This is a genomic window from Microbacterium sp. Cr-K32 (genome assembly GCF_000708345.1).
GTDB classification, from domain to species: Bacteria; Actinomycetota; Actinomycetes; order Actinomycetales; family Microbacteriaceae; genus Microbacterium; species Microbacterium maritypicum_A.
Genome location: NZ_JARD01000029.1, coordinates 132555 through 154509 on the forward strand (window position 1 = coordinate 132555; position 21955 = coordinate 154509).

21 protein-coding genes are annotated in these 21955 nt (G+C 68.8%); 7 read left to right on the plus strand and 14 right to left on the minus strand.

What is annotated here, in order from left to right; all coding sequences use genetic code 11:
- The first annotated feature begins 237 nt into the window (after nt 1–237).
- Complete coding sequence (locus tag GZ64_RS0117890; protein WP_029268069.1) at nt 238–3924, plus strand: efflux RND transporter permease subunit; 3687 nt, start codon at nt 238–240, stop codon at nt 3922–3924.
- A 141-nt stretch (nt 3925–4065) separates the two neighbouring features.
- Here GZ64_RS0117890 and GZ64_RS0117895 read toward each other — a convergent pair whose 3' ends face one another.
- The gene (locus tag GZ64_RS0117895) at nt 4066–4806 is read right to left on the minus strand and encodes an alpha/beta fold hydrolase (protein ID WP_029268071.1); all 741 of its coding nucleotides are present in this window, start codon (nt 4804–4806) and stop codon (nt 4066–4068) included.
- A 73-nt stretch (nt 4807–4879) separates the two neighbouring features.
- Here GZ64_RS0117895 and GZ64_RS0117900 point away from each other — a divergent pair, with 73 nt between their 5' ends.
- A complete protein-coding gene (locus tag GZ64_RS0117900) occupies nt 4880–5578 on the plus strand; it encodes a helix-turn-helix transcriptional regulator (RefSeq protein ID WP_029268073.1) in 699 nt (232 codons plus the stop codon).
- A 71-nt stretch (nt 5579–5649) separates the two neighbouring features.
- On the opposite strand, the gene rplI is transcribed toward GZ64_RS0117900, so the two are convergent.
- From rplI to rpsF, 4 genes are read right to left on the minus strand one after another with little or no spacing between them, the layout of a single operon-like run.
- Nucleotides 5650–6102 (minus strand): 50S ribosomal protein L9, encoded by a 453-nt coding sequence (gene rplI, locus GZ64_RS0117905; protein WP_021201452.1) that lies wholly within the window; start codon nt 6100–6102, stop codon nt 5650–5652.
- 11 nt (nt 6103–6113) lie between these two features.
- Nucleotides 6114–6368: a 30S ribosomal protein S18 gene (rpsR, locus tag GZ64_RS0117910; RefSeq protein WP_017829850.1), complete on the minus strand. Its 255-nt coding sequence runs from the start codon at nt 6366–6368 to the stop codon at nt 6114–6116.
- Nucleotides 6369–6424: 56 nt separating this feature from the next.
- Nucleotides 6425–6940, minus strand: coding sequence for a single-stranded DNA-binding protein (locus GZ64_RS0117915; RefSeq protein ID WP_021201451.1), 516 nt, complete (start codon nt 6938–6940; stop codon nt 6425–6427).
- Between the two features lie 5 nt (nt 6941–6945).
- Nucleotides 6946–7314 (minus strand): 30S ribosomal protein S6, encoded by a 369-nt coding sequence (gene rpsF / locus GZ64_RS0117920; RefSeq protein WP_021201450.1) that lies wholly within the window; start codon nt 7312–7314, stop codon nt 6946–6948.
- Between the two features lie 216 nt (nt 7315–7530).
- On the opposite strand from rpsF, the gene GZ64_RS0117925 reads away from it, so the two are divergent.
- Nucleotides 7531–8274, plus strand: a complete 744-nt coding sequence (locus GZ64_RS0117925; protein ID WP_029268075.1) for a hypothetical protein — start codon at nt 7531–7533, stop codon at nt 8272–8274.
- Nucleotides 8275–8387: 113 nt separating this feature from the next.
- On the opposite strand, the gene GZ64_RS0117930 is transcribed toward GZ64_RS0117925, so the two are convergent.
- From GZ64_RS0117930 to GZ64_RS0117950, 5 genes are read right to left on the minus strand one after another with little or no spacing between them, the layout of a single operon-like run.
- Nucleotides 8388–9227, minus strand: coding sequence for an ABC transporter ATP-binding protein (locus tag GZ64_RS0117930; protein WP_029268077.1), 840 nt, complete (start codon nt 9225–9227; stop codon nt 8388–8390).
- Entirely contained in the window at nt 9220–10053 is an 834-nt protein-coding gene (locus GZ64_RS0117935; protein ID WP_029268079.1) for an ABC transporter ATP-binding protein, read from the minus strand. The genes GZ64_RS0117930 and GZ64_RS0117935 overlap by 8 nt, the downstream gene beginning before the upstream one ends.
- Nucleotides 10050–10961 (minus strand): ABC transporter permease, encoded by a 912-nt coding sequence (locus GZ64_RS0117940; protein WP_021201446.1) that lies wholly within the window; start codon nt 10959–10961, stop codon nt 10050–10052. The genes GZ64_RS0117935 and GZ64_RS0117940 overlap by 4 nt, the downstream gene beginning before the upstream one ends.
- Nucleotides 10958–12019 (minus strand): ABC transporter permease, encoded by a 1062-nt coding sequence (locus GZ64_RS0117945; protein ID WP_029260780.1) that lies wholly within the window; start codon nt 12017–12019, stop codon nt 10958–10960. Before GZ64_RS0117945 ends, GZ64_RS0117940 begins: the two co-directional genes overlap by 4 nt.
- An 11-nt stretch (nt 12020–12030) precedes the next feature.
- On the minus strand, nt 12031–13614 hold the full coding sequence (locus GZ64_RS0117950; RefSeq protein ID WP_021201444.1) for an ABC transporter substrate-binding protein: 1584 nt from the start codon (nt 13612–13614) through the stop codon (nt 12031–12033).
- A gap of 204 nt (nt 13615–13818) precedes the next feature.
- On the opposite strand from GZ64_RS0117950, the gene GZ64_RS0117955 reads away from it, so the two are divergent.
- The gene (locus GZ64_RS0117955; protein WP_021201443.1) at nt 13819–14352 is read left to right on the plus strand and encodes an Lrp/AsnC family transcriptional regulator; all 534 of its coding nucleotides are present in this window, start codon (nt 13819–13821) and stop codon (nt 14350–14352) included.
- 24 nt (nt 14353–14376) lie between these two features.
- Here the strand turns inward: GZ64_RS0117955 and GZ64_RS0117960 are convergent, their stop codons facing one another.
- A complete protein-coding gene (locus GZ64_RS0117960; RefSeq protein ID WP_231479929.1) occupies nt 14377–14733 on the minus strand; it encodes a hypothetical protein in 357 nt (118 codons plus the stop codon).
- A gap of 128 nt (nt 14734–14861) precedes the next feature.
- On the opposite strand from GZ64_RS0117960, the gene GZ64_RS0117965 reads away from it, so the two are divergent.
- On the plus strand, nt 14862–17213 hold the full coding sequence (locus GZ64_RS0117965; protein WP_021201441.1) for an arylsulfatase: 2352 nt from the start codon (nt 14862–14864) through the stop codon (nt 17211–17213).
- A 75-nt stretch (nt 17214–17288) separates the two neighbouring features.
- Here the strand turns inward: GZ64_RS0117965 and GZ64_RS0117970 are convergent, their stop codons facing one another.
- The 3 genes from GZ64_RS0117970 to GZ64_RS0117980 form a co-directional block, all read right to left on the minus strand.
- Nucleotides 17289–17921 carry a GNAT family N-acetyltransferase gene (locus GZ64_RS0117970; protein ID WP_231479930.1) on the minus strand — a complete coding sequence of 211 codons (633 nt, stop codon included), beginning with the start codon at nt 17919–17921 and terminating at the stop codon, nt 17289–17291.
- A complete protein-coding gene (locus GZ64_RS0117975; protein ID WP_021201439.1) occupies nt 17918–18931 on the minus strand; it encodes a hypothetical protein in 1014 nt (337 codons plus the stop codon). The genes GZ64_RS0117970 and GZ64_RS0117975 overlap by 4 nt, the downstream gene beginning before the upstream one ends.
- A gap of 86 nt (nt 18932–19017) precedes the next feature.
- The gene (locus GZ64_RS0117980) at nt 19018–19695 is read right to left on the minus strand and encodes a Pr6Pr family membrane protein (protein WP_036331811.1); all 678 of its coding nucleotides are present in this window, start codon (nt 19693–19695) and stop codon (nt 19018–19020) included.
- Between the two features lie 79 nt (nt 19696–19774).
- On the opposite strand from GZ64_RS0117980, the gene GZ64_RS0117985 reads away from it, so the two are divergent.
- Entirely contained in the window at nt 19775–20743 is a 969-nt protein-coding gene (locus GZ64_RS0117985; protein ID WP_029268085.1) for a hypothetical protein, read from the plus strand.
- On the plus strand, nt 20740–21840 hold the full coding sequence (locus GZ64_RS0117990; protein WP_029268087.1) for a hypothetical protein: 1101 nt from the start codon (nt 20740–20742) through the stop codon (nt 21838–21840). The genes GZ64_RS0117985 and GZ64_RS0117990 overlap by 4 nt, the downstream gene beginning before the upstream one ends.
- The last annotated feature ends 115 nt before the right edge of the window (nt 21841–21955 follow it).

Genomic DNA, 21955 nt, shown 5'->3' on the forward strand with positions numbered 1-21955 from the left:
AGTCCACCCGCGGGGGGACGAGGATCACCCCGCGGGAGGATGCCCCGGCACCCTCGACCCGGCAGGCTCGAACTGTCGATCGTGTCGCCGAAGCTCAGTCGCCTCTCGTCGCGCTGAGCCGGAGCCACAGGATCCGGTTCAGAGTGACGAGGGTCGGGTGACCACAGGCGGCTTCCGCGTCGCGCGCGTGCTTCTCGGCCTGCCGCAGCGACCCAGCCGAAAGCACCTCATCGCTCCATGTCGTTCCTCACACGCAGCAGTCTCAAGAACCGCCTGATCCTCTCTCTCGCGACGCTCGCCGTCGTCGTCCTCGGCCTGATATCGATGGGTTCCCTCAAGCAGGAGCTGATGCCCTCGCTGCAGGCTCCGATGGCGTTCATCTCCGCACAGTCGCAGGGCCTGGCACCCGAGGAGATGGCGAGCAGCGTGACCGAGCCGCTCGAACAGGCGGTTCGAGCGGTTCCCGGCGTGACGAGCGTGACCTCGACGACATCGAGCGGCAACGCGCAGGTGCTCGTCGAGTGGACCTTCGGCGAAGACGACGAGGAGACGCTGCGCACCATCCGCAGCGCGGCCGAGTCGCTGAAGCCGAGCTTCCCCTCGGACACGGAGGTCAGCGTCGCGTCCGGCGGTGCGGGCGACCTGCCGGCCATGGCACTGAGCGCCGGCACCAGCGGCGACCAGGAGGCGTTCGGCGATGCGCTCCAGCAGACCGTCGTCCCGGCGCTGAAGGGCGTGCCGGGTGTGCGCGACGTCACGCTCGCCGGCCAGGAGACGCAGCGCATCACGATCGACCTCCGCCCTGCCGACGTCACCCGCCTGAAGGTCGAGCCCTCGACGCTCGGACCGATCCTCGAAGCGCATGGCGCCGCCCTCCCGGCTGGACAGGCGGATTCCGCCGAAGGCCCCCTCTCGATCACGGTGGGGTCGCGTCTCGCGACGCCGGAAGACATCCAGGCGCTCCCGGTGCCCACGAGCGAGGGGGCCGTCACGGTCGCGGAGTTCGCCGACGTCACGGTCGAGACCGTGCCGGCGGAGACCATCTCGCGCGTCAACGGCAAGCCGTCGCTCACGCTGCAGGTGATGCCGGCACAGGGTGCCAACGTCGTCGACATCTCCCACGGCGTGAACGCCGAGCTCGACCGGCTCGCGCCGATCCTCGACGCCGAGTTCGTCACGATCTTCGACCAGGCCCCCTACATCGAGCAGTCGATCCACGACCTCTCCGTCGAGGGCGGGCTCGGTCTGCTCTTCGCGGTGCTCGTGATCCTCGCGTTCCTGCGCTCGTGGCGCTCGACGGTCATCGCGGCCGTGTCGATCCCGCTGTCGCTGCTGATCACCCTGGTGGGCCTGTGGTGGAGCGGCAACACCCTCAACATCCTCACCCTCGGCGCCCTCACCATCGCCATCGGACGTGTCGTCGACGACTCCATCGTGGTGATCGAGAACATCTCCAGACGCCGTGGTGACGGCCCGCTCACGATCGACGGCATCGTCGCCTCTGTGCGTCAGGTCGCCGGGGCCATCACCGCCTCGACACTCACCACGGTGGCGGTCTTCCTGCCGATCGCATTCGTCTCGGGCATCGCCGGCCAGCTGTTCCGACCGTTCGCGGTGACCGTCTCGATCGCGCTTCTCGCCTCGCTCGTCGTCTCGCTCACGATCGTGCCGGTGCTCGCATCCTGGTTCCTCAACAAGGCTCCGAAGCAGCGCGCCGCCGACGCAGACACGGCTCAGCCCGCGGCCGAGGGCATGACGACCGACGCGGCTCCTGCCGCCGCAGCCACCGCGGTGGCGGCAGAGGTCGCGGCTCCTGCCGCGGCGGCCGTCTCGCCGTCGCCGTCTGCCGAGAGCGACGTCCCGTCCGAGCTCGACGAGATCCACACCGCCCCCGACCGGCTGCAGCGCACGTTCATGCCGGCGTTGAACGCGACCCGTCGTCACCCCGTGATCACCCTCGTCGCCTCCGCGCTGCTGCTCGTCGCCACGCTGGGGATGACGCCGTTCATCCAGACCGACTTCCTCGGTTCCTCCGGCCAGGCCACCCTGCAGGTCGTCCAGACGCCCCCGAAGGAAGCCACCGCCGACATGGTCGCCGCGGCCGAGCCGGTGGAGAAGACTCTCGGGAAGGTTCCGGGCATCGCCGACATCACCACCTCGATCCCGGTCCCCACTCCCGGCACCCCGGCGTCGATCACGTACGACCTCCGTCTGAAGGACGGCTCCGACGTCGCCGAGGTCGAATCGGAGGTGCAGAAGGCGCTCGACGGGCTTCCCGACAGCGGTGAGATCGACCTCGCGTCGCAGGACGCCTCGCTGGCAGGTGCCGGTGACGGCATCGACCTGCAGATCCAGGGCAACGATCCGGCAGCATTGCGCGCGGCGAGCGACCTGCTCGAGAAGCAGCTCGCCGACGCCGACGGCGTGCGCTCCGTGAAGAGCGAGCTCGCAGGCGAGCAGCCGGTGCTGCGGGTGAAGGTCGACGAACCGTTGGCCGCGCGCCTCGGCTTCGACCGCGCCACGATCGCGAAGGCCGTGCAGGAGGCACTCTCCGGCACCACGGTCGGCACGCTCATGTACGAGGGCCGCGAGCGCGACATCGTCGTGCGCACCCCTGGTGCGGCGCGCACCGCCGACAAGATCGGTGAGATCATGCTCCCGGTCACGCCCCAGCAGACCGCCGAGGCGCAGAAGGCGGCAGCGGATGCGCTCCAGGCCAAGGCGGAGGCGAAGGCCGCAGAGGCGAAGACCAAGGCCGAGAACGAACTGAACTCGCAGATCAACACCGCCACGAAGCAGCGCGCCGAGCTCGCCGGCCAGATCGGGGCCCTGAACAGGCAGCTCGCCGAGCTTTCGGCGGCACCGATCGTGCCCGAAGACCCGCTGAGCCCGGATGAGGAGGCCGTGCTCAAAGCGCAGGCCGAACGCGCCGAGCAGCTCGCGGCGCTGCAGGGTGCGATCGAGGGGGCCCAGTCCGGCGTCGCGGCGGCGGACGAGCAGATCAAGGCCCTGCGCCAGAGCCGCAGCGACGCCGCGGCCCAGCAGGCCGAGGCCGATGCCGCCGAGGCCGAGCAGAAGGCGGCCGCCGAGGTCACCGGCACGGCGATCCCGCTCGCCGCGATCGCGACCGTCGAGGAAGAGCTCACGGCGCCGACCATCACGCGCGCCGAGGGCGAGCGTCAGGTCACGCTGACCGTGACCCCGGAGAAGGGCGGGCTCGCGGCTGCCGGTCGGGCGATCGACAAGGCGATCGCCGACACCGATCTGCCGGCGGGAGTCACCTTCCTGCAGGGCGGCGCGTCCGCACAACAGGATGAGGCCTTCAGCCAGCTCGGACTGGCGATGCTGGCCGCCATCGTTCTCGTGCTGCTGGTGATGGTGGCGACCTTCCGCAACTTCCGCGGACCCCTCGTGCTGCTCATCTCGATCCCGTTCGCAGCGACCGGCGCGATCCTCGGCCTGCTCCTCACCGGAACCCCGATGGGTCTTCCCGCCCTGATCGGACTCCTGATGCTCATCGGCATCGTGGTGACGAACGCCATCGTGCTCATGGATCTCGTGAACCGCCTTCGTGGTGCGGGAGCGAGTCTCGACGAGGCGGTGGAGCATGGAACCCGCCTGCGCCTGCGCCCGATCCTGATGACGGCGGCCGCGACCGTGTTCGCGCTCGTCCCGATGTCTCTCGGGCTGACCGGCGGCGGAGTGTTCATCTCGAAGCCGCTGGCGATCGTCGTGATCGGCGGCCTGGTGTCGTCGACGCTGCTGACTCTGGTTCTGGTCCCGGTTCTCTACACGCTCGTGGAGCGCAGTAGGGAACGCCGGATCGCCAAGCGCGCCGCGCGACGAGCCCGGCGCGAGGAGCGTCGTGCCGCTTCGGCCGAGACGTCGACGGACATCTTCGAGGTCACGTCCGAGAAGCCGTAGCCCCGAGGCACGGCGACGTGCGGCACATGTCGGGAGAATCGGGCGGATCCCCTGCGGACCCACCCGATTCTCCCGACTTCCGCGCTTTCTCCAGGCATCCGTGCCGGGGTACGGGATCGGGGCGCTGGCTCAGGGGTGGGTTCAGCGGCCGCGCGACGCGGCCGCCTGGATCAGCTCGGCGAGGTCACCGGGACGGCTCCACATCGGCCAGTGCCCCGTGGGCAGGTCGACGACGTCGAGGTGGTCGAGCATCGCGACCTCGGCGAACATGGGATGACCGGCGCGCGCGAGTTCGAGCAGCTGTGCACTCGGAATCGAGCAGCAGATGAGGGTGGTCGAGATCGCGCGTCGCTCGTCGTTCGTGAGCTCGACGGGCTGACGCAGCACGGGCCCGGGCTCGGGAACGGCCCGCTCGCGGAAGCGCTCGAGCACCTCTGCACTCAGGCCTTCGAGGCTCGCCTGCTGTCCCAGCACCTCGAAGGGCGGAAGCGGAAGCTCCTCCGCGTCGTCCGGAAGGTCGGGCGCGAACACGCTCCCGGCGGCCACCGGGCCGGAGTCGATCCACACCACGCGTGCGATCAGGGCGGGGTGTCGGTCGAGCACGAGACTCACGGGGGCGTTCGCCCCGCTGTGCGCGACGATGATCGCGGGCTGCTGCTCCGAGACGCCGAGCCGGCCGACCTCGTCGAGAATCGCGTCGGCCTGGTCATCGAGCGTCTTCGCCGCCCGCGCGGGGTCGGTCGCGTCGAGACCCGGCAGCGTCATCGCGACGGCGCGAGACCTGTCGGCGCCGAGGCTTTCGAGGACCTCGTCCCACGCCCAGGCACCCAGCCAATGGCCCGCGATGAGAAGGATGGTCGGAGTGCTCGTCGTGTGTGTCATACCCCCATGCTGCTCCGCACTGTGGACAGGTGTGTGTCACTATTCATGTCATGAATTCCCCACGGATCGAACGATGAAGCGCGCAGAGCGTCTGCATGCCCTCTCCGAGATGCTGCGCCGCAGCGGGTCGCGGGGGACGTCGGCCGAACGCCTGGCCCGCGAGTTCGAGGTGTCCGTGCGCACGGTCAAGCGCGACCTGGCGGCCCTCGAGCGCGGTGGAGCACCGCTGTGGTCACGCCCCGGTCCGGGTGGCGGCTATGGACTGGCGGTGGGGGCATCGCTGCCGCCCGTCTCCCTCTCCCCTGCGCAGGCCGTGGCACTGCTGGCGGCCGTGGCTGCCTCACCCGATGCGCCCTATGCGGATCTGGCCGCGGCCGGCGTGCGGAAGATCCTCGACGTGCTCGATCCCCGCACCCGTGCGCGAGCCGACGAACTCGCCCACCGCGTCTGGGTCGACGCGTCACCCACCCCCTCACGTGCGATCAGATCGGCACTGGAGGAGGGCATGGCGGAGCAGCGGGTGGTACGCATCCGTTACACCGCAGGAGACGGGAGCACCACCACCCGTGATGTCGAACCCGTGCTGTTCGCCTCCACGAACGGCCAGTGGTATCTGGTCGGATGGTGCCGACTGCGCGACGCCATGCGGTGGTTCACCGTGTCGCGTGTCGAGAGGGCCAGCGTGACCGCGACGGCGTGCAGCGGCCACACCGTCGATGAGGTCGGCGAACCCCCGGCGAACGCCCGACCGGTGCACGGTCGGAACGGGTGAGGCGGCGCCGATCACCCTCGGAATGCAGAACGCCCCCTGTCCCGAAGGACAGGGGGCGTTCTCGACGTGCCTTACTTGGCGGCGACGACCTGCAGCGTGATCACTGCGGTGACGTCGTCGTGCAGACGCACGGTCGCTTCGTGCTCACCGGTCACCTTGATGGGCGACGGGATGTGCACCTTGCGCTTGTCGATCGAGCCCAGGCCGGCGGCTGCGACAGCATCCGCGACGTGGTCGGTCTTGACGGAGCCGAAGAGACGACCCTCCTTGCCGGCCTTGACCGTGAGGCGCACCTTCGTGCCCTCGAGAGCGTTCTTCAGTGCGACAGCGTCGTCACGATCGTGGATCGCGCGTGCCTGACGCGCGGCCTGGATCGATGCGACCTGCTTTTCGCCACCGCGGGTCCACGCCGTAGCGAAGCCCTGCGGGATGAGGAAGTTGCGGGCGTACCCGTTCTTGACCTCGACCACGTCACCGGCGCTACCGAGCCCGGCGACCTCGTTCGTGAGAATCAGCTTTGCCATCTCGATACCCCTTACCGGCCGGCGCCAGCGTAGGGCAGGAGCGCCATTTCGCGCGCGTTCTTGATCGCCGTGGCGATCAGACGCTGCTCCTGCACCGAGACACCGGTGATACGACGGGCACGGATCTTGCCGCGCTCCGAGACGAACTTGCGAAGGGTGGCGACATCCTTGTAATCGATGACACCGACCCGGATGGACTTCGCGGGAGCGGTGGGCTTGCCACCCTTCCGCGGCTTGCGGCGGTCGCCGCTCGACTTTCCAGCCATAGTTTTTCCTTAGTGATGAGCGGATGCCGGCCGTGCAGGCCGGATCCAGAAGTTGTTCAGAACGGGGTGTCGTCGCCGAAGCTGCCGGGAGTGCTCCAGGCATCCGCGCTGGTCGACGAACCGGGCGTGGACCACGGCTCCTCCGACACCTGCTGCTGCGCGGGACGGGACTGTCCACCGCCACCGGCACCGCCGGCACCGCCGGTCGAGGCCGCACGGGTGACCTGCGCGGTCGCGTACCGGAGCGAGGGGCCGATCTCGTCGACCTCCAGCTCGATCGCGGTGCGCTGGTTGCCCTCGCGGTCCTGGTAGGAGCGCTGACGCAGACGGCCCTGCGCGATGACGCGCATGCCCTTCGTCAACGAACCCGCCACGTGCTCGGCGAACTCGCGCCAGACGGATGCACGGAGGAACAGCGCATCGCCGTCCTTCCACTCATTCGCGGCACGGTCGAAGTTCCGAGGCGTCGATGCGATGGTGAAGTTCGCCACCGGCAGCCCGTTCTGCGTGTAGCGCAGCTCGGGGTCGGCCGTGAGGTTTCCCACCACGGTGATGACGGTTTCGCCGGCCATGAGACTTAGGCCTTCGCAGCCTTGGCGGCCTTGCGGGCAGCCTTCTCTTCGGAGCGCTTGGCCTCGGAGGCGATCATCGCCTGAGCCTCTTCAGCGCGGAGCACCTTGGTGCGCATGATCTGCTCGTTCAGCTTCAGCTGACGGTCGAGCTCCTGCGTGGCGGCGCTGGTCGCGGTGAAGTTGACGACGGCGTAGATGCCCTCGGTCTTCTTCTGGATCTCGTATGCGAGACGGCGCTTTCCCCAGATGTCGACGTTCTCGATAGAGCCACCATCGTTGGTGATGACCTTCAGGAACTTGTCGAGCGTCGGGGCGACCTGGCGCTCGTCGATCTCGGGGGTCAGAATGACCATGAGTTCGTACTGGTGCGTCACTTACCCACCTCCTTCGGACTAGAACGGCTCTCGGGACTTTCCCGGGAGCAGGAGGGTGTGTGCACGTGCCCGCCTCTGGAATCCCGAATGGACGCCGCAAGGCAGACAACCTCGACAGTCTAGCGGAATCACGCGTCCGCCGCGAATGACGCCCGACACCACGACTGCGGCTCGCGAGAACCTCTGCGACGTTTGGCATGCTGGGACGAGTGCCCGATGACGGTCATCGGGCATCTCGACCTGAGGGGGGACGCGATGCGCGTCAACAAATGGGGGGTCGGCGTCATTCTCGCCGCCGCCGTGCTGCTCACGGGATGTGCAGGGGGCGGATCGGACACGACAGCCGAGAAGAAGCCCGACTCCGGGGCATCGCAGGAGGCGGAAGCGCCGAAGACGGACTGCCCCGAGCTGAAGGAGGGCGCGACCGTCGACGGCTCCACGCTGGCGGAGTGCGTGACGGCGGCGATGACCGACACCGCCGGATTCTCGGCGACGATGACGACTCTGGGCATGGAGTCGACCACCCGCTACAACCCGGCCGACAAGGCCGTCGAGACCAGCACCAGCTTCGGCTCGGTCATCGTGATCGGCGACGACGCCTGGGTGAAATCCACCACCGGCGAGTGGCAGGTCGCCGACGAGAACTCGACCGACCAGGAGATCAGCACGCTCAGCACCGCCGCGAAGGCCGTCGACGCCTCCGACCCGATGGGCGTGGCCGACACGCTCTCCGGCGAATACGCGGTCACCGGCACGGGCTCGCGCCTGGGCCAGGACGTGTACCTGCTCAGCGGCACGACCGAGTCGCAGGGATCGACCGTCACGATGCTCTTCGAGGTCACGAGCGACTATGTGGTGCTCGCGGCCAACGCGTCCACTGAGGTCGAGGGCCAGAAGATCGAGAGCGTTCAGGAAGTCACCGAGTGGGACGTGAAGCAGGACATCGTCGCACCGCTCTGACGCCGGTGACCCGTGCGGGCCGGGGCTGCAGCCTCGGCCCGCACGGTCCTCTCACGGCCGGCGGGCGCTCGGAGCACACGCGCGAGCGGAGCACGGGTGAGCGCGGAGAGTTCTCAGTACATGACGGGCGGGATCTCCGCCCACACCGTGCGGTCGTCGACCGACGGGGCGGCGGGGATGCGACCCGCGCCGTCGGGCTCGGGGATCGCCGCGAGCAGCGCCTGCGTATAGGGATGCCGCGGTGCGGCCCAGAGCTGATCGGTCGGACCCGACTCGAGCACGCGTCCGCCGAACATCACGAACGTGCGGTCGGCGATGCGGCGGACCACGGCGAGGTCGTGCGAGATGAACAGCATGCCCGCTCCCGACTCCGCCACCAGGTCGCGCATCAGGCCGGCGACGCTCGTCTGCGTGGACGCATCGAGCGCTGAGATCGGCTCATCCGCCACCAGGAGCGAGGGGCGAGCGGCCAAGGCCCTGGCGATCGCGATGCGCTGCTTCTGCCCGCCCGAGAACTGATGCGGGAAGCGGCTGCTCACGGTGGTCGGCAGACCGACGCGCTCCAGCCACTCGTCCACGGTCGATCCTTCGGCGCCACGGGCGCGGGCGGTGGCGATGCCGTCGGCGATCTGGTCGCCGACCCGGCGCCGCGGATTCAGCGAGGTCGCCGGATCCTGGAACACCATCTGGATGCCGGTGAGGGCGATCGAGCGACGGCGGATGCCGAGCGGCGACACCGGAGCATCGCGGAACAGCACGGTCCCTGCGGCGGTCTTCTCGATGCCGACGACGGCACGGGCGAGACTGGACTTGCCGCTGCCGGACTCGCCCACCAGGGCCACGGTCTCCCCGGCGGCGACGCTGATCGACACGCCGTTCACGGCGATCACCGGCGGATTGCCCGGGTAGCGCACGACCACGTCCTGCGCATCGAGGACGGAGACCTCACTCATCTGCGGCCTGCCCTTCCGGTGCCTCGTCGATGCGCGACCCCGGCAGGGCCGCGAGCAGCATGCGCGTGTACTCGTGCTGGGGATCGCGGAACAGCGTCTCGCGATCGGCGAGCTCCACGATCCGGCCGTCCTTCATGACGGCGACCCGGTCGGCGATCGCGCTCATCACGCCCAGGTCGTGCGTCACGAGCAGCACGGCCAGGTTGCGTTCGACCGCCAGGTCGCGCAGCAGCTTCAGGATGCCGGCCTGCACCGTGACGTCGAGAGCCGTGGTGGGCTCGTCCGCCAGCAGCACCTCGGGGTCGCAGGCCAGGGCGCATGCGATCGCGATGCGCTGACGCTGGCCGCCGGAGAACTGGTGCGGATAGCGCTTCAGTGCCTCGGCGGGGTTCGGCACCTGCACGGTCTCGAGCAGCTCGACCGCCCGCGCCCGTGCGGCGGCGCCCTTGAGTCCGAGGTGCACGCGCATGTGGTCGGTGAGCTGGCGTCCGACCGGCAGCTGCGGGTGCAGAGAGGCCGACGGATCCTGGAAGACCATGGCGATCCGCTTGCCGCGCACCCGGTTGAGGGCGAGACGGCGCAGTCCCACCAGCTCTTCGCCGCCGAGCAGGATCGACCCGCCGGTCCGCGCCTGCCGCGGGAGCAGCCCCAGCACGGCGAGCGAGGTGAGCGTCTTGCCCGAGCCCGATTCCCCGGCGAGGCCGTGGATGCGACCGGCCTCGAGTTCGAGCGAGACACCCTTCACGAGCGGGCGTCCGATGTCGATCGTCAGGTCGCGGATGCTGAGCGTCGATGTCTGCTGCACGGCAGCGCTCTGCGCGCTCATGCGGCCACCCCCGTCGCGGAAGCCTTGTGATCGGCTGCCTTCTCGTGCGTGATCTCGGCCGTGGGGTCGAGCACGTCGCGCATCGCGTCTCCGAGGAAGTTGAACGCCAGCACCACGGTCAGGATCGCGAGCCCGGGGAAGACCCCGAGCCACCAGGCGTCGAAGTTCTGCATCGCGCCCGAGATCATCGAACCCCACTCCGCGGTCGGCGGCTGCGCGCCGAGACCGAGGAAGGAGAGGCCGGAGAGGAGCAGGATCGCCGCACCGATGTCGAGCGTCGCGAGCACCAGGACGGGGCCGGCGATGTTCGGGAGGATGTCGACGAACAGCGTGCGTGCCGGCGAGTGCCCGAGCAGGCGGCCCGCGATCACGTAGTTCTGACCACGGAGCCCCAACACGATGCTGCGCGTGACGCGGGAGTACTGCGGCCACGACACCACGATGGCGGCGATCACCGCGTTGAACAGCGACGGTCCGAGCGAGGCGGCGACCACCATGGCGAGGATCACGGTCGGGAAGGCCATGAACAGGTCGGTGATGCGCATCAGCGTCTCGTCGACCCAGCCGCCGAAGTATCCGGCGAGCGCACCGATGAGCGTGCCGATGATCATGGCGGCGATCACGAGCATGAGTGCCAGCGGGAGACTCACGGTGGCTCCGGTCATCAGACGCGAGAAGATGTCGCGTCCGTTGCCGTCGGTGCCCAGGAACGTGTCGATGCCCGGCGGCTGCAGACGCGGCAGCACCTGCGCGTTCGGCGGATACGGGACCCACCACTGCGCCGTGAAGGCCACGATGATCCACGCTCCGGCGATGACGGTGCCGATGATGCCCAGCGGCGTGCGCCAGGCACGGGGCCAGCGGAATCGGAAGCGCCCGGCGGGGGACGCGGCGGCGATGCGGCTCATGCGATCCTCACTCTCGGGTCGAGCACGCCGTAGAGGATGTCGACGATGAAGTTGATGAGGAGGTAGATGATGCCGACCACGAGGCCGACGCCCATGATGCCGGGCAGGTCGAGGTTGGCGGCCGAGTTGTAGGCGTAGGTGCCGAGGCCCGGCCAGGCGAACACCGACTCGACGAGCACCGTGCCCGACAGCAGTGCCCCGAACGCCACGCCCACCACCGTGAGGATCGGCAACGAGGCGCCACGCAGCACGTAGTCGAGGATCACGCGCATGGCCGGGAGGCCCTTGGCGCGTGCGGCGCGCACATAGTCGCTGCCGAGCACCTCGAGCACCGAGGTGCGGATGAAGCGGGTCAGCAGGCCGATGGTCACGAGCGAGAGCACCATGACGGGAAGAGCCAGGTGCGCGAGGGCGTCGAAGAAGCCGACGGCGTCTCCGTTCAGGAGATAGTCGACCGTGTAGAGCCCGGTCACGCGCGGCGGCGGGGTGATCGACGGCGAGATGCGACCGGAGCCCGGTGCGATGCGCAGCTCGAGGAAGAAGACGTAGAAGCTCACGAGCGCCAGCCAGAAGGTCGGCACGCTGAGGCCCACCAGCGTCACGACCCGGATGACCTGGTCGGTGACGAGTCCACGGCGGTAGGCGGCGAGCGTGCCGAGCACGATGCTGACCGCCAGGCTGACGATGATCGCCCCGATCGCGATCTCGATGGTCGCCGGCACCGCGGTGGCGAGGTCGCTGGTGACCGGGCGTCCGGTCACCAGCGACGTGCCGAGGTCCCCGCGCAGCAGGTTCCCCATATAGATGAAGTACTGCACGAACAGCGGCTGGTCGAGACCATGCTCCTTGATGAACGCATCACGCGTCGCGGGGTTCTGCGACGCACCCTCACCGAGCGCGGCCGAGACCGGGTCTCCCGGCACCAGGTTGGTGAGCGCGAACGTGACGATCGTCACGCCCACCAACAGGAGCAGGGAGGTGCCGGCCCGCCGCAGCAGGTATCCGATCAGAGGCGACCGGCGCCGTTGCGCCTGCCTCTGCACCGCCACTGTCGTCATGGGATGTCCGTTCAGCCGGCCGGCGTGATCTCGGCGATGTCCATCTCCCAGACGGAGTTGTACACCGCACCCTTCACGCTGTCCGCGGAGGAGATGTTGCGACCGGGCACGATCAGCGGGACGAACGGACCCTCGGCCTGCATCGCCTCGGCGAAGTCGGTGAAGGCGGCGGTGCGCTGGTCGGGGTCGGTCGCGGCGGCAGCACCGGCCGCGATACCGGCGATCTCCGGGTTGGCCTCGGCGGCCCAGCCGGCGCGGAGGCCGACCTTCAGGCCCGGGGCGAAAGGCAGGAAGTTCGCGGAGTCCGCGTAGTCCGGACCCCAGAACCACAGACCGAAGCCCTCGGTGCCGTTGACGTAGGCGTCGAGCTCGGTCGCGAAGGGCGCGGGGGCGAGGTCGACCGTGATGCCGGCGTCTTCGAGCTGTGCCTGCACGCGCTCGGCGAGCGGGGTGAACTCCACGCCGCCGACCGGGTAGTCGTTCGGGAACTGCAGCTTCAGGGTCTGGCCCGTGTAGCCGGCCTCTGCGAGCGCGGCCTTCGCCTTGTCGAGGTCCTGCTCCACCCCGCTATCGAGAGCACCCTCGAATCCGGGAGGGATGACGCCGGTCGCCTGCACGGAGCCGGCGCCGGCCAGCTCCAGCAGCGCGTCGTAGTCGAGCGCGTAGCGGATCGCCTCGGCGATCTTCACGTTCGCCAGGTCACCGGCGACGGCCGAGGACTGGTTCAGCAGCAGGAAGATCGTCTGGCCGGACGGAACGGAGTCGACCGTGATGTCGTCGCCGAGGCCGGCGACCTGGTCGCCGTTCAGGTCCATCGCGACCATCGAGTCGCCGCCCTTGAGGTTGGCGAGCTGGGTGGCGCTCTCCGAGACGTTGCGGACGACCACGCGCGTGTAGTCGGAGGCCTCGTCACCGTTGTACTCGTCGTTCTTGGTCAGCACGACCTGCGAGCTGAGGTCGAGGGTGTCGAGCACGAAGGGACCGGAGCCGGCGGATGCGCCGTCGAGGAACTTCTGTGCCGAGTCGGTGCCGTCGATCGCACCGCCGTTCTCGATCACGACGTCGGAGTTGACGATGCCGAGTGCCGGGTTCGCGAGGATCGCGGGCAGCTGCAGCAGCGGGGTCTCGGACGTGAACTGGATCGTCTTGTCGTCGACCTCGGTGATCGTGAGGCCGCCGAGGAGGAAGTTCGGCTTGGCGTCTTCCATGCCCTGGATGCGCTGCAGCGAGAACACGACGTCCTTCGCCTCGATCGGCGATCCGTCGGAGAAGACGCGGTCGCCCTCGAGCGTGAAGGTGAACTCGGTCGCCTCGTCGTTCTGCTCCCAGGATGCCAGGCCCGGCACCGGGGTCGAGACGTCGGAGCCCTCGAAGTCGACGAGGGTCTCGTACAGGGCCTTCGCGATCATGTTGCCGGTCGGGTCGTAGGTGTGACCCGGGTCGGTGGTCTCGATCGAGAACGCGGTGTCGATGACGAGGGAGTCGGAGCCGGACTGTCCGCCGCCCGTCGCCGAGTTCCCTCCCGAGCAACCTGCGAGCGCGAGGAGCGCGACGGCTCCGAGCGCGATGACCGGCGTGATACGGCGTGACGACATGAGGGCCTCCAGAGGCGAGGAGTACATTCGGGTGAGTCGCCACCGATGTGGACGACCGTGGATCAGATTCGCATCATATGCGACGATGTGTCCAGCAAGAGCGGGTCACCTCGACACGCTCTGTCCAGAACCTCGGATGTGAGGAACAATATGTCCAGCAAGAATGCGGAAGATCCGAAGCATTCTGGACGAAGTGCTGCCCCTTTGGACGAGACGGCGTACAGAATCCTCGAAGTCCTGCGTGATAACGGTCGTGTCTCGATCGCGGCACTCGCCGACAAGGTCGGGATCTCCCGCGCGAATGCGTACACGCGGGTCGAGTCGCTCGTGCACGACGGGGTCATCACGGGCTTCAGCGCCCGCGTCGATCAGGCGAAGGCGGGGCTCTCCATCGGCGCGCTCGTGTTCGTCACGGTGATGCCGCAGGCCTGGGCGTCGTTCCGCGAACGCGTGCTGGAGATGCCCGACGTCGAGTGGTGCGCCATCACCACCGGCGAGCACGACGCCATGCTGCTCATCCGCGCCGTCGACGTCAGCGGCGTGCACGAGTTCTCCACCGGCGTGATCGCCCAGCTGCCCGAGGTGCGCACGGTCGTGAGCGTCGTCGTGCTCGACGAGGTGATCCGCCGCCCCTACCTGCTGCCGGCGGACCTGCCGAAGCGCGACACCGAGATCCCGCTCGGGATGACGCGGTGGACGCCCGCCTCTCCCGGTCGCGACGCCCTCCCGCCGCGCTGAGGCGCCGTCACTCAGGCGCAGGCCTCAGGCGGAGATCTCCTCGCACACGCTGAGCTGCGGGAGTCCGTGCATCTCGTAGTGCTCCACGAGACGGATGCCGCCGTCGTCGGTCAGCTCCAGCTCGCTCTCACCATCGCCGGTGACGACCGTGCCGTCGGCCTTGAGCACGTGCACGAACGACACCCAGATCGTGTCACCCGTGCGGGTGCCGACGAACTTGCCGAAGGTGACCGTGTCGCCCTCGTACCCGCCCCAGATGGCGCCGTCACGTTCGAAGTACTCGAAGATGCTCGGAGATTCCGGGTCGACCGCAGAGGTCGTGGACGACACCATCCGGAATCGGCGGCCGTCGAGGGAGGGAAGGGTTGCAGTCGCAGTCACACCCTTGATTATGCCCGCCGAAACTCACCCGCAAAGTCACCCGTCGCGGGTGGTGACACCCTGGACCCGCCTGCTTAGGCTGAGCGCGAAGCGGGCTGCTCTGCTCGCCGAGAGCCGTAGGAGTCAGTATGTCCGAACCCCAGCGTTCCAGTCTTCCGATCCCTGATCTGGCCTACACGGGCACGGTCACCTACGACGCGACCGACCCGGACACGTCCTTCCCGCCGATCACGCCCGTGCGCCCGCCGAAAGATGCCCCGAACGTCCTCGTGGTGCTCATCGACGACGTCGGCTTCGGCGCGTCCAGTGCCTTCGGCGGTCCGATCCACACCCCGAACTTCGAGCGTGTGGCCGCCGCAGGGCTCAAGTACACCCGCTTCCACACCACGGCCCTGTGCTCGCCGACCCGTGCCGCTCTGCTCAGCGGACGCAATCACCACACCGTCGGCATGGGCGGCATCACCGAGATCGCGACATCGGCCCCCGGCTACAACTCCCTGCGCCCCAACAGCTGCGCGCCGCTGGCCGAGACCCTCAAGCTCAACGGCTACAACACCGCCCAGTTCGGCAAGTGCCACGAGGTGCCGGTGTGGCAGGCGAGCGCGATCGGACCGTTCGACGGCTGGCCCACCCCGGGCAACGGCTTCGAGTACTTCTACGGCTTCATCGGCGGCGAGACCAACCAGTGGTATCCGGCGATCTACGAGAACACCACGCCCGTCGAGCCGTGGGGCACACCCGAGCAGGGCTATCACTTCATGGGCGACATGACCGACAAGGCGATCGGCTGGACACGCGAGCAGAAGATGCTGGCCCCCGATGTGCCGTCGTTCACCTACTTCGCCCCGGGCGCGACGCACGCCCCGCACCATGTGCCCGCCGAGTGGGCCGACAAGTACAAGGGGCAGTTCGATCAGGGATGGGACGAGATCCGCAAGGAGACCTTCGCCCGCCAGCTCGAGCTCGGTGTCATCCCGGCCGACGCCGTGCTCACCGACCGCAGCCCCGGCATCCCCGCATGGGACGAGATGAGCGACCTGATCAAGCCCGCCCTGGCCCGACAGATGGAGGTGTACGCCGGCTTCCTCGCCTACGCCGACCATCACGTCGGTCGCCTGCTCGACGCCTATGAAGAGCTCGGCATCCTCGACGACACCCTCGTCTACGTGATCATCGGCGACAACGGCGCGAGCGCCGAGGGGTCGATGCACGGCACGACCAACGAGGGCTTCACGATCAACCACATGAACGATGTCGAGACCGAGCAGTATGTGGCCGACCACATCGACGACATCGGCACCCCGAGCTCGTACAACCACTACGCGGTGGGCTGGGCCCACGCCATGGACACCCCGTATCAGTGGACCAAGCAGGTCGCCAGCCACTGGGGCGGCACCCGCAACGGCACGATCGTCAGCTGGCCGAACGGAGGCGTGGAGAAGGGCGGCATCCGCAACCAGTTCTCGCACGTGATCGATGTCGCCCCGACGGTGCTCGAAGCCGCGGGCATCCCCGAACCGACGAGCGTGAACGGTGTGACGCAGCGCCCCTACGAGGGGACGCCGATGAACTACACATTCGCGGACGCGGAGGCCGAGGAGCGCCACATCACGCAGTACTTCGAGATGGTCGGCAACCGCGCGATCTATCACAAGGGGTGGACGGCGGTCGCGAAGCACAAGGATCCGTGGCTCGGATCGGACCACGGACTCGATGACGACCGATGGGAGCTCTACAACGTCGACGAGGACTGGACCCAGTCCCACGACCTCGCCGACCAGGAACCGGAGCGGCTCGCCCACCTGCAGCAGCTCTTCCTCATCCAGGCAGCGCGCTTCAACGTGCTTCCCCTCGACATCCGCACTGCCGAGCGGTTCAACCCCGACCTCGCCGGCCGGCCGGTGCTCTCGATGAGCGACACCCAGAAGTTCTACCCGGGCATGAAGCGCCTCAGCGAGAACACCACCATCAACATCAAGAACAAGTCGTGGACCGTGACCGCCCGCGTCGCGGTGCCCGAATCCGGAGTCGACGGCGTGCTCATCGCGCAGGGCGGCGCCTACGGCGGATGGTCTTTCTACACGAAGGACGGCCGCCTCGCGTTCGCCTACAACCTGCTCGGCATCGATGTCGACATCATCCGCTCCGACGATCCGATCCCTGCCGGCGAGCAGGAGCTGCGGGCGCACTTCGCCTATGACGGCGGCGGACTCGCCAAGGGCGGCACCGTCACCCTCTACGCGGGCGACGACAAGATCGGCGAAGGGCGCGTGCACAAGACGATCCCGTTCCAGTTCACTTTCGACGAGACCGTGGATGTCGGCTGCGACCTGGCCTCGCCGGTCTCGCCCGACTACCCGGCAGCAGGCAACGGCTTCACCGGCACGCTCGAGTGGGTGCGCATCGATCTCGGAGACGACGACCACTCCCATCTGATCGACGACTCGCACAAGCTCGCCGTCGCGATGCTCAAGCAGTAGCGGGAGGGCTTCGGGGCGGCGTGCGATCAGTGATCGCACGCCGCCCCGGTCATCTCCGCCCACTATCTCCGACCGCTATCTCCGCCCGTGGCGTCCGCGCCATTCGTCGCCGAGGAGGGCGTAGACGAGCAGGGTCGTCCACTCGTCCTTGAACCACTCGCTCTCCACGAACCGCGCCTCGCGTCGGAAGCCGAGCCTCTCGGCGACCCGCGCGGATGACGCGTTGCGCTCATCGAGCCGCGCGACGATGCGGTGCAGACCCAGGCCGTCGAAACCGAGGGCGAGGAGCGCGTCGACCGCCTCGGTCGCATAGCCCCGACCACCAGCCCGCGGGTCGAAGATGTATCCGACCTCGCCGGATCGGTCGTTCTCGCTGCGCCAGAACAGCACCACGTCGCCGACCAGGGCTCCGGACGCACGCTCCTCGACGGCGAGGGAGACAGCGTCGCCCTCCTTCGTGAACCGCGTGTTCGACCAGGTGGTGGCGATGCGCCGTTCGACGTCGGCCAGCTCCAGCGGTGGATACGGCACGTATCGCACGGCATCCGGATCCGACTTGTACACGTGCATCGCGACGGCATCGGCGGTGGCGATCGGGCGCAGGAGCAGCCGCTCCGTGCGGATCGGGTACTCGGGGGCGAACCTCGCCGGCACCGGCACCGGCACCGGCACCGGCACCGGCACCGACCCCTGCTCCGGCGCCGTCACTCGAGATCCAGGGAGAGCAGGCCGGGCAGATGCGCCGTCCTGGCACGTACCGCCAGGAGGAGATCGCCGTAGTCCGGCGTGATGCCCACGCGCGAGGAAGCGAGCAGGTGCGTCGTGGCCTTGCCGCCGGCGCGCTCGAGGCGGAGGCGCTTGACCGGGTACGCGGGCGGAGTCAGCCAGATGCGGGTGAGTTGCGAGTAGGGGGTGTCGACGCCGTCGATGCGGATGCCCTGACCGTCGACGGAGACGTGGGCGGGAATCGACCGCACCAGGCGTCGTCGCTGCACCGCCCCGATCCCGAACCCGATGGCGGCGAGTGCCGCGAACGGGGCGAGCAGGATGAGGGCCGAGAGCTCGCTCTCGACGAAACCGGGCACTGCCACGAGCAGCCCGACAGCGATCGCGACGACGAGGAACACGACAGCGGCGATGGTGATCCGCGTCGCCAGGCGCCGCTCGCCCCCGCCGTCGATCGCGAACTGCGTCGGCAGCTGGGCCCCGGCGCGCGCGGCGGCGACGGGATCGTCGAACACCGGCTGCGCGATCGGATTGAGCGTCGCCATCAGCTCGTTGAACATCGGCCTCGAATAGCCGGGGAGCTCGATCGTGATCTCCCGGTCGCCGCTGTGAACGATCAACGCACGCGTGGTGCCGCTGGGCAGTCCGTTCGTGCGGTGCTCGGTGATCTTCGCGCGGAAGGCGGTCGTCGCCCGTGCGAACGTCTCACGACTGCCCGCCTTGCCGATCTCGACCTCATGGGGACGCACCACGATCCGGATGTTGCGGAACCAGAAGAAGCCGGTGAACACGGCGATGGTCAGCGCGATCGCGACCACGAGCACCACGACGCCGCGGGTCGAGATCTTCATGGTGGCGGGCAGGAACCTCGGGAGAAGGAAGAGCGTCGCCGCAGAGAGCACCACCGAGAGCATGATCGCCCCGACGGCCGAGCGGAGCGGGTGCCTGCGGAAGACCCTCTCGCCGGACACCGCTTCGGCCTGATTCAGCATTCGGACTCTCCCCCAACCACCATCGGCTCGCGTGACGCGGTTCCTACCGTAGTGCCCGGCCCGGGACAGCACAGCACCGGGTCGGATCAGGTGCGGTCGATGCGACGACCGGCGCTCCACACGCCGCGGAATCGGCTGGCGGACCAGACCAGGACTCCGGCGAGCAGAACGGCGGCGAGCAGGACGACGATGTGGAGCAGCAGCGACAGCGGGCCCCGCTCCGGGAGCAGGAAACCGTACGGAACCCACCCGTCCGTCACGCCACGCAGGAGCACGACGATCAGCCACATCACGGGGTACGGCAACAGCAACCACAGCAGGCGCCACGGCAGGCGCGGGCGATCGCCGACCAGCAGCCAGTCGAGCACGACGACCACGGGGAAGACGACGTGCAGGACGACGCTCACCCAGGGCGGCGCCGAGCCGGTGCCCGGGACGAGCACGTTGTAGATCACGCCGACGACGATCAGGTACGCGGTCACGAGGCCGCGCAGCAGGGTGAGCCAGGACGGAGCCCGTCGGCCGCTCACACCGAGGAATCCGGTGCCGATCAGGACGCCTGCCGCGATCAGACCGGTCAGATTCGTGAAGTACCCGAAGTAGTCGAACGGATTCACGTCTCCGACGGCGATGCGCAGGGCATAGGCGTATACGAGGATCCCGACGACCGCGATGCCGATCAGAATGCGGGAGAGCTCCCACGCGGGAGCGGGCCGCAGCGCGACGGAGGATCGCGGCGCGACGGTCCTTCTCCCGGTCTCCACGCCGTCAGCCTAGAGCCGCTCTCTGCACGCCCGGTGTCCGCCGACCTGCGCGCCGCGATGTGCCGGGTAGCGTGGGGGCATGGAGTGGATGTCCGATCCCTCGGCGGGAGCGTGGCTGCGCGAGCGGCTCGACGCAGACTACGAGACCATGCACGGGGTGGTGCCCCGTGGTTTCCCTGCGTACGCGCGCATCTTCCATCCGGCGATCGCCCGGTCGCTGCCCGGCCGGACGATCCCGACGGCTGACGAGCTGGTGCGCATGCCAGAGCCCGAGCAGCGCGCGCTCATGGCGGAGTTCGTCGACGAGCCCGTCTCCTGGGCGCAGACCGCCGCGGCGTTCGGCACGGTCCTGCATCCGCTCGCGCAATGGCAGCGGATCGTGCGCACCCCGCCCGACGGCGACTGGCGCACGCGGATCGCCCCGGACGGTCGCGAGTTCACCGCCCCGATGGAGGGTGAGCTCGATCCGACCCTTCTGGCGACCATCGCCGCTCACCTCGTGGACCACACGCGGACTCCGGATTCCGGTTTCGCCGCACTCTGGGAGGGGCGAGGGGGGCTGCTGGGCTTCTTCGGTGTCACGCCTTCCCGCTCCTTCCTGACCTTCACCGACGATCCGAACCATCAGGCGATGCTCGAGCGCAGCGCGCACGACCCGTTCAACAACGTCTTCCGTCGGCCCACCTGGCAAGAGGGCATCCTCTCGCGGGAGATCTCGGAGGGGCCTCGGCTCGATCTGCCGGGGCGCGACCACGTGCTGTTCTCCGCTCCGCCGCGCGCATTCGCCGACCCGGAGTGGGTGCTGCACGTGCCGTGGCGCGATCTCCCCGCCGAGGAGCACGGATTCCCGCCATCGGGCCAGAGCCCGAGCATCCTCTGGCCCGAGGATCGTGCCTGGGTGATGGTGAGCGAGGTCGACTACGACTCGACGATCGTGGCCGGCTCGTCTGCCCTGATCGAGGCGCTCTGCGCGGACGAGCAGCTGGAGGCGCTCCCTCTTCCCGAGGGGGCCGCCCTCACGTGGGACGCCGATGCGGTGAACCGGTGACCTCCCCGCAGCCGCCCTTCGACGCGCGCCCGCTCACCGATGCGGTGGATCCCGCTGCGGTGCGCGCCTTCGCCGCGGAACTCCGTTCGCGACCGACGGGCGGCGTGACGGCGTCCACGGTCATCGGCATCGTCGCGGCAGCGATCTTCGCGGTCGTGATGCTCCCGCTCCTCGTCGGCGTCACCCTGAGTCTGGCGTCCTTCGGCGACTCGCCCGCCGCCGCGGCGATCCCCCTCGTGCTGATCGTGCTCCTCCTCGCCGCGGTGGGAGTGATGATCTGGTCGGGCGTGCGCAACGCGCAGGCCCGGCGATATCGACTGCACAGCTTCGCCCAGGCGAACGGAATGACCTACGAACCGAAGGTCGCCGACCCACCCCTGCCCGGCATGATCTTCCATCTCGGCCGCGCACGGCAGTCCACCGATCTGATCCGCGGCACCCGCCCGCGCTTCGTCGAGTTCGGCAACTACCAGTACACGGTGCAGTCGGGAAAGAACTCCACGACCTACCGGTGGGGATACGTGGCCGTGAAGCTCGACGTGCCGCTGCCGAACATCGTGCTCGACGCCACGGGCAACAACGGCTTCGGCTCGAACCTGCCGGCATCGTTCCAGCGAAGCCAGCGCCTGTCCCTCGAGGGCGACTTCGATCGGCACTTCACGCTCTACTGCCCTGAGGGGTACGAACGCGATGCCCTCTATCTCTTCACGCCGGACATCATGGCGAGGTTCATCGACAACGCCGCCGAGCTCGACGTGGAGATCGTCGACGACTGGCTGTTCCTCTACACGCAACGGAAGGTCTCGACCCTCGATCCCGCCACCTGGGCCTGGCTCTTCGGCACCGTCGGAGCCCTGCTGACGAAGTTCGATCAATGGACGCGGTGGCGCGATGAGCGGCTCGTGGCCGAGACCGGATCGCTCGCCTCGGCTCCGGCGCCGACTCCCTCATTGCCGTTCGCTCCCCCGGCCGGGCTGCTCACCCCGCCTCCCGGCGTCGCGCCGCAGGGCCGACGCCTCAAGCGCGGCGGCACCTGGGTGCCGGTCGTCATCGTGATCGCGGTCATCGGCTTCTGGATCGTCAGCCGACTGTACTGAACCCATTCCACGGAGCCGACGGAATCGAGGCCGACGTAACAGAGCCGACGGAACAGAGCCGACGGAACGAGCGGGGCTGCGCCGACGGGCTGAGAGAGGCGGAGGGCCGAGTGTG

What these genes read in the sequence shown, in the direction of transcription:
- GZ64_RS0117890 (WP_029268069.1), top strand. Translation starts at nt 238, where the DNA reads ATGTCGTTCCTCACACGCAGCAGTCTCAAGAACCGCCTGATCCTCTCT.
- GZ64_RS0117895 (WP_029268071.1), bottom strand. Translation starts at nt 4,806, where the DNA reads ATGACACACACGACGAGCACTCCGACCATCCTTCTCATCGCGGGCCAT.
- GZ64_RS0117900 (WP_029268073.1), top strand. Translation starts at nt 4,880, where the DNA reads ATGAAGCGCGCAGAGCGTCTGCATGCCCTCTCCGAGATGCTGCGCCGC.
- rplI (WP_021201452.1), bottom strand. Translation starts at nt 6,102, where the DNA reads ATGGCAAAGCTGATTCTCACGAACGAGGTCGCCGGGCTCGGTAGCGCC.
- rpsR (WP_017829850.1), bottom strand. Translation starts at nt 6,368, where the DNA reads ATGGCTGGAAAGTCGAGCGGCGACCGCCGCAAGCCGCGGAAGGGTGGC.
- GZ64_RS0117915 (WP_021201451.1), bottom strand. Translation starts at nt 6,940, where the DNA reads ATGGCCGGCGAAACCGTCATCACCGTGGTGGGAAACCTCACGGCCGAC.
- GZ64_RS0117925 (WP_029268075.1), top strand. Translation starts at nt 7,531, where the DNA reads ATGACGGTCATCGGGCATCTCGACCTGAGGGGGGACGCGATGCGCGTC.
- GZ64_RS0117930 (WP_029268077.1), bottom strand. Translation starts at nt 9,227, where the DNA reads ATGAGTGAGGTCTCCGTCCTCGATGCGCAGGACGTGGTCGTGCGCTAC.
- GZ64_RS0117935 (WP_029268079.1), bottom strand. Translation starts at nt 10,053, where the DNA reads ATGAGCGCGCAGAGCGCTGCCGTGCAGCAGACATCGACGCTCAGCATC.
- GZ64_RS0117940 (WP_021201446.1), bottom strand. Translation starts at nt 10,961, where the DNA reads ATGAGCCGCATCGCCGCCGCGTCCCCCGCCGGGCGCTTCCGATTCCGC.
- GZ64_RS0117945 (WP_029260780.1), bottom strand. Translation starts at nt 12,019, where the DNA reads ATGACGACAGTGGCGGTGCAGAGGCAGGCGCAACGGCGCCGGTCGCCT.
- GZ64_RS0117950 (WP_021201444.1), bottom strand. Translation starts at nt 13,614, where the DNA reads ATGTCGTCACGCCGTATCACGCCGGTCATCGCGCTCGGAGCCGTCGCG.
- GZ64_RS0117965 (WP_021201441.1), top strand. Translation starts at nt 14,862, where the DNA reads ATGTCCGAACCCCAGCGTTCCAGTCTTCCGATCCCTGATCTGGCCTAC.
- GZ64_RS0117975 (WP_021201439.1), bottom strand. Translation starts at nt 18,931, where the DNA reads ATGCTGAATCAGGCCGAAGCGGTGTCCGGCGAGAGGGTCTTCCGCAGG.
- GZ64_RS0117985 (WP_029268085.1), top strand. Translation starts at nt 19,775, where the DNA reads ATGGAGTGGATGTCCGATCCCTCGGCGGGAGCGTGGCTGCGCGAGCGG.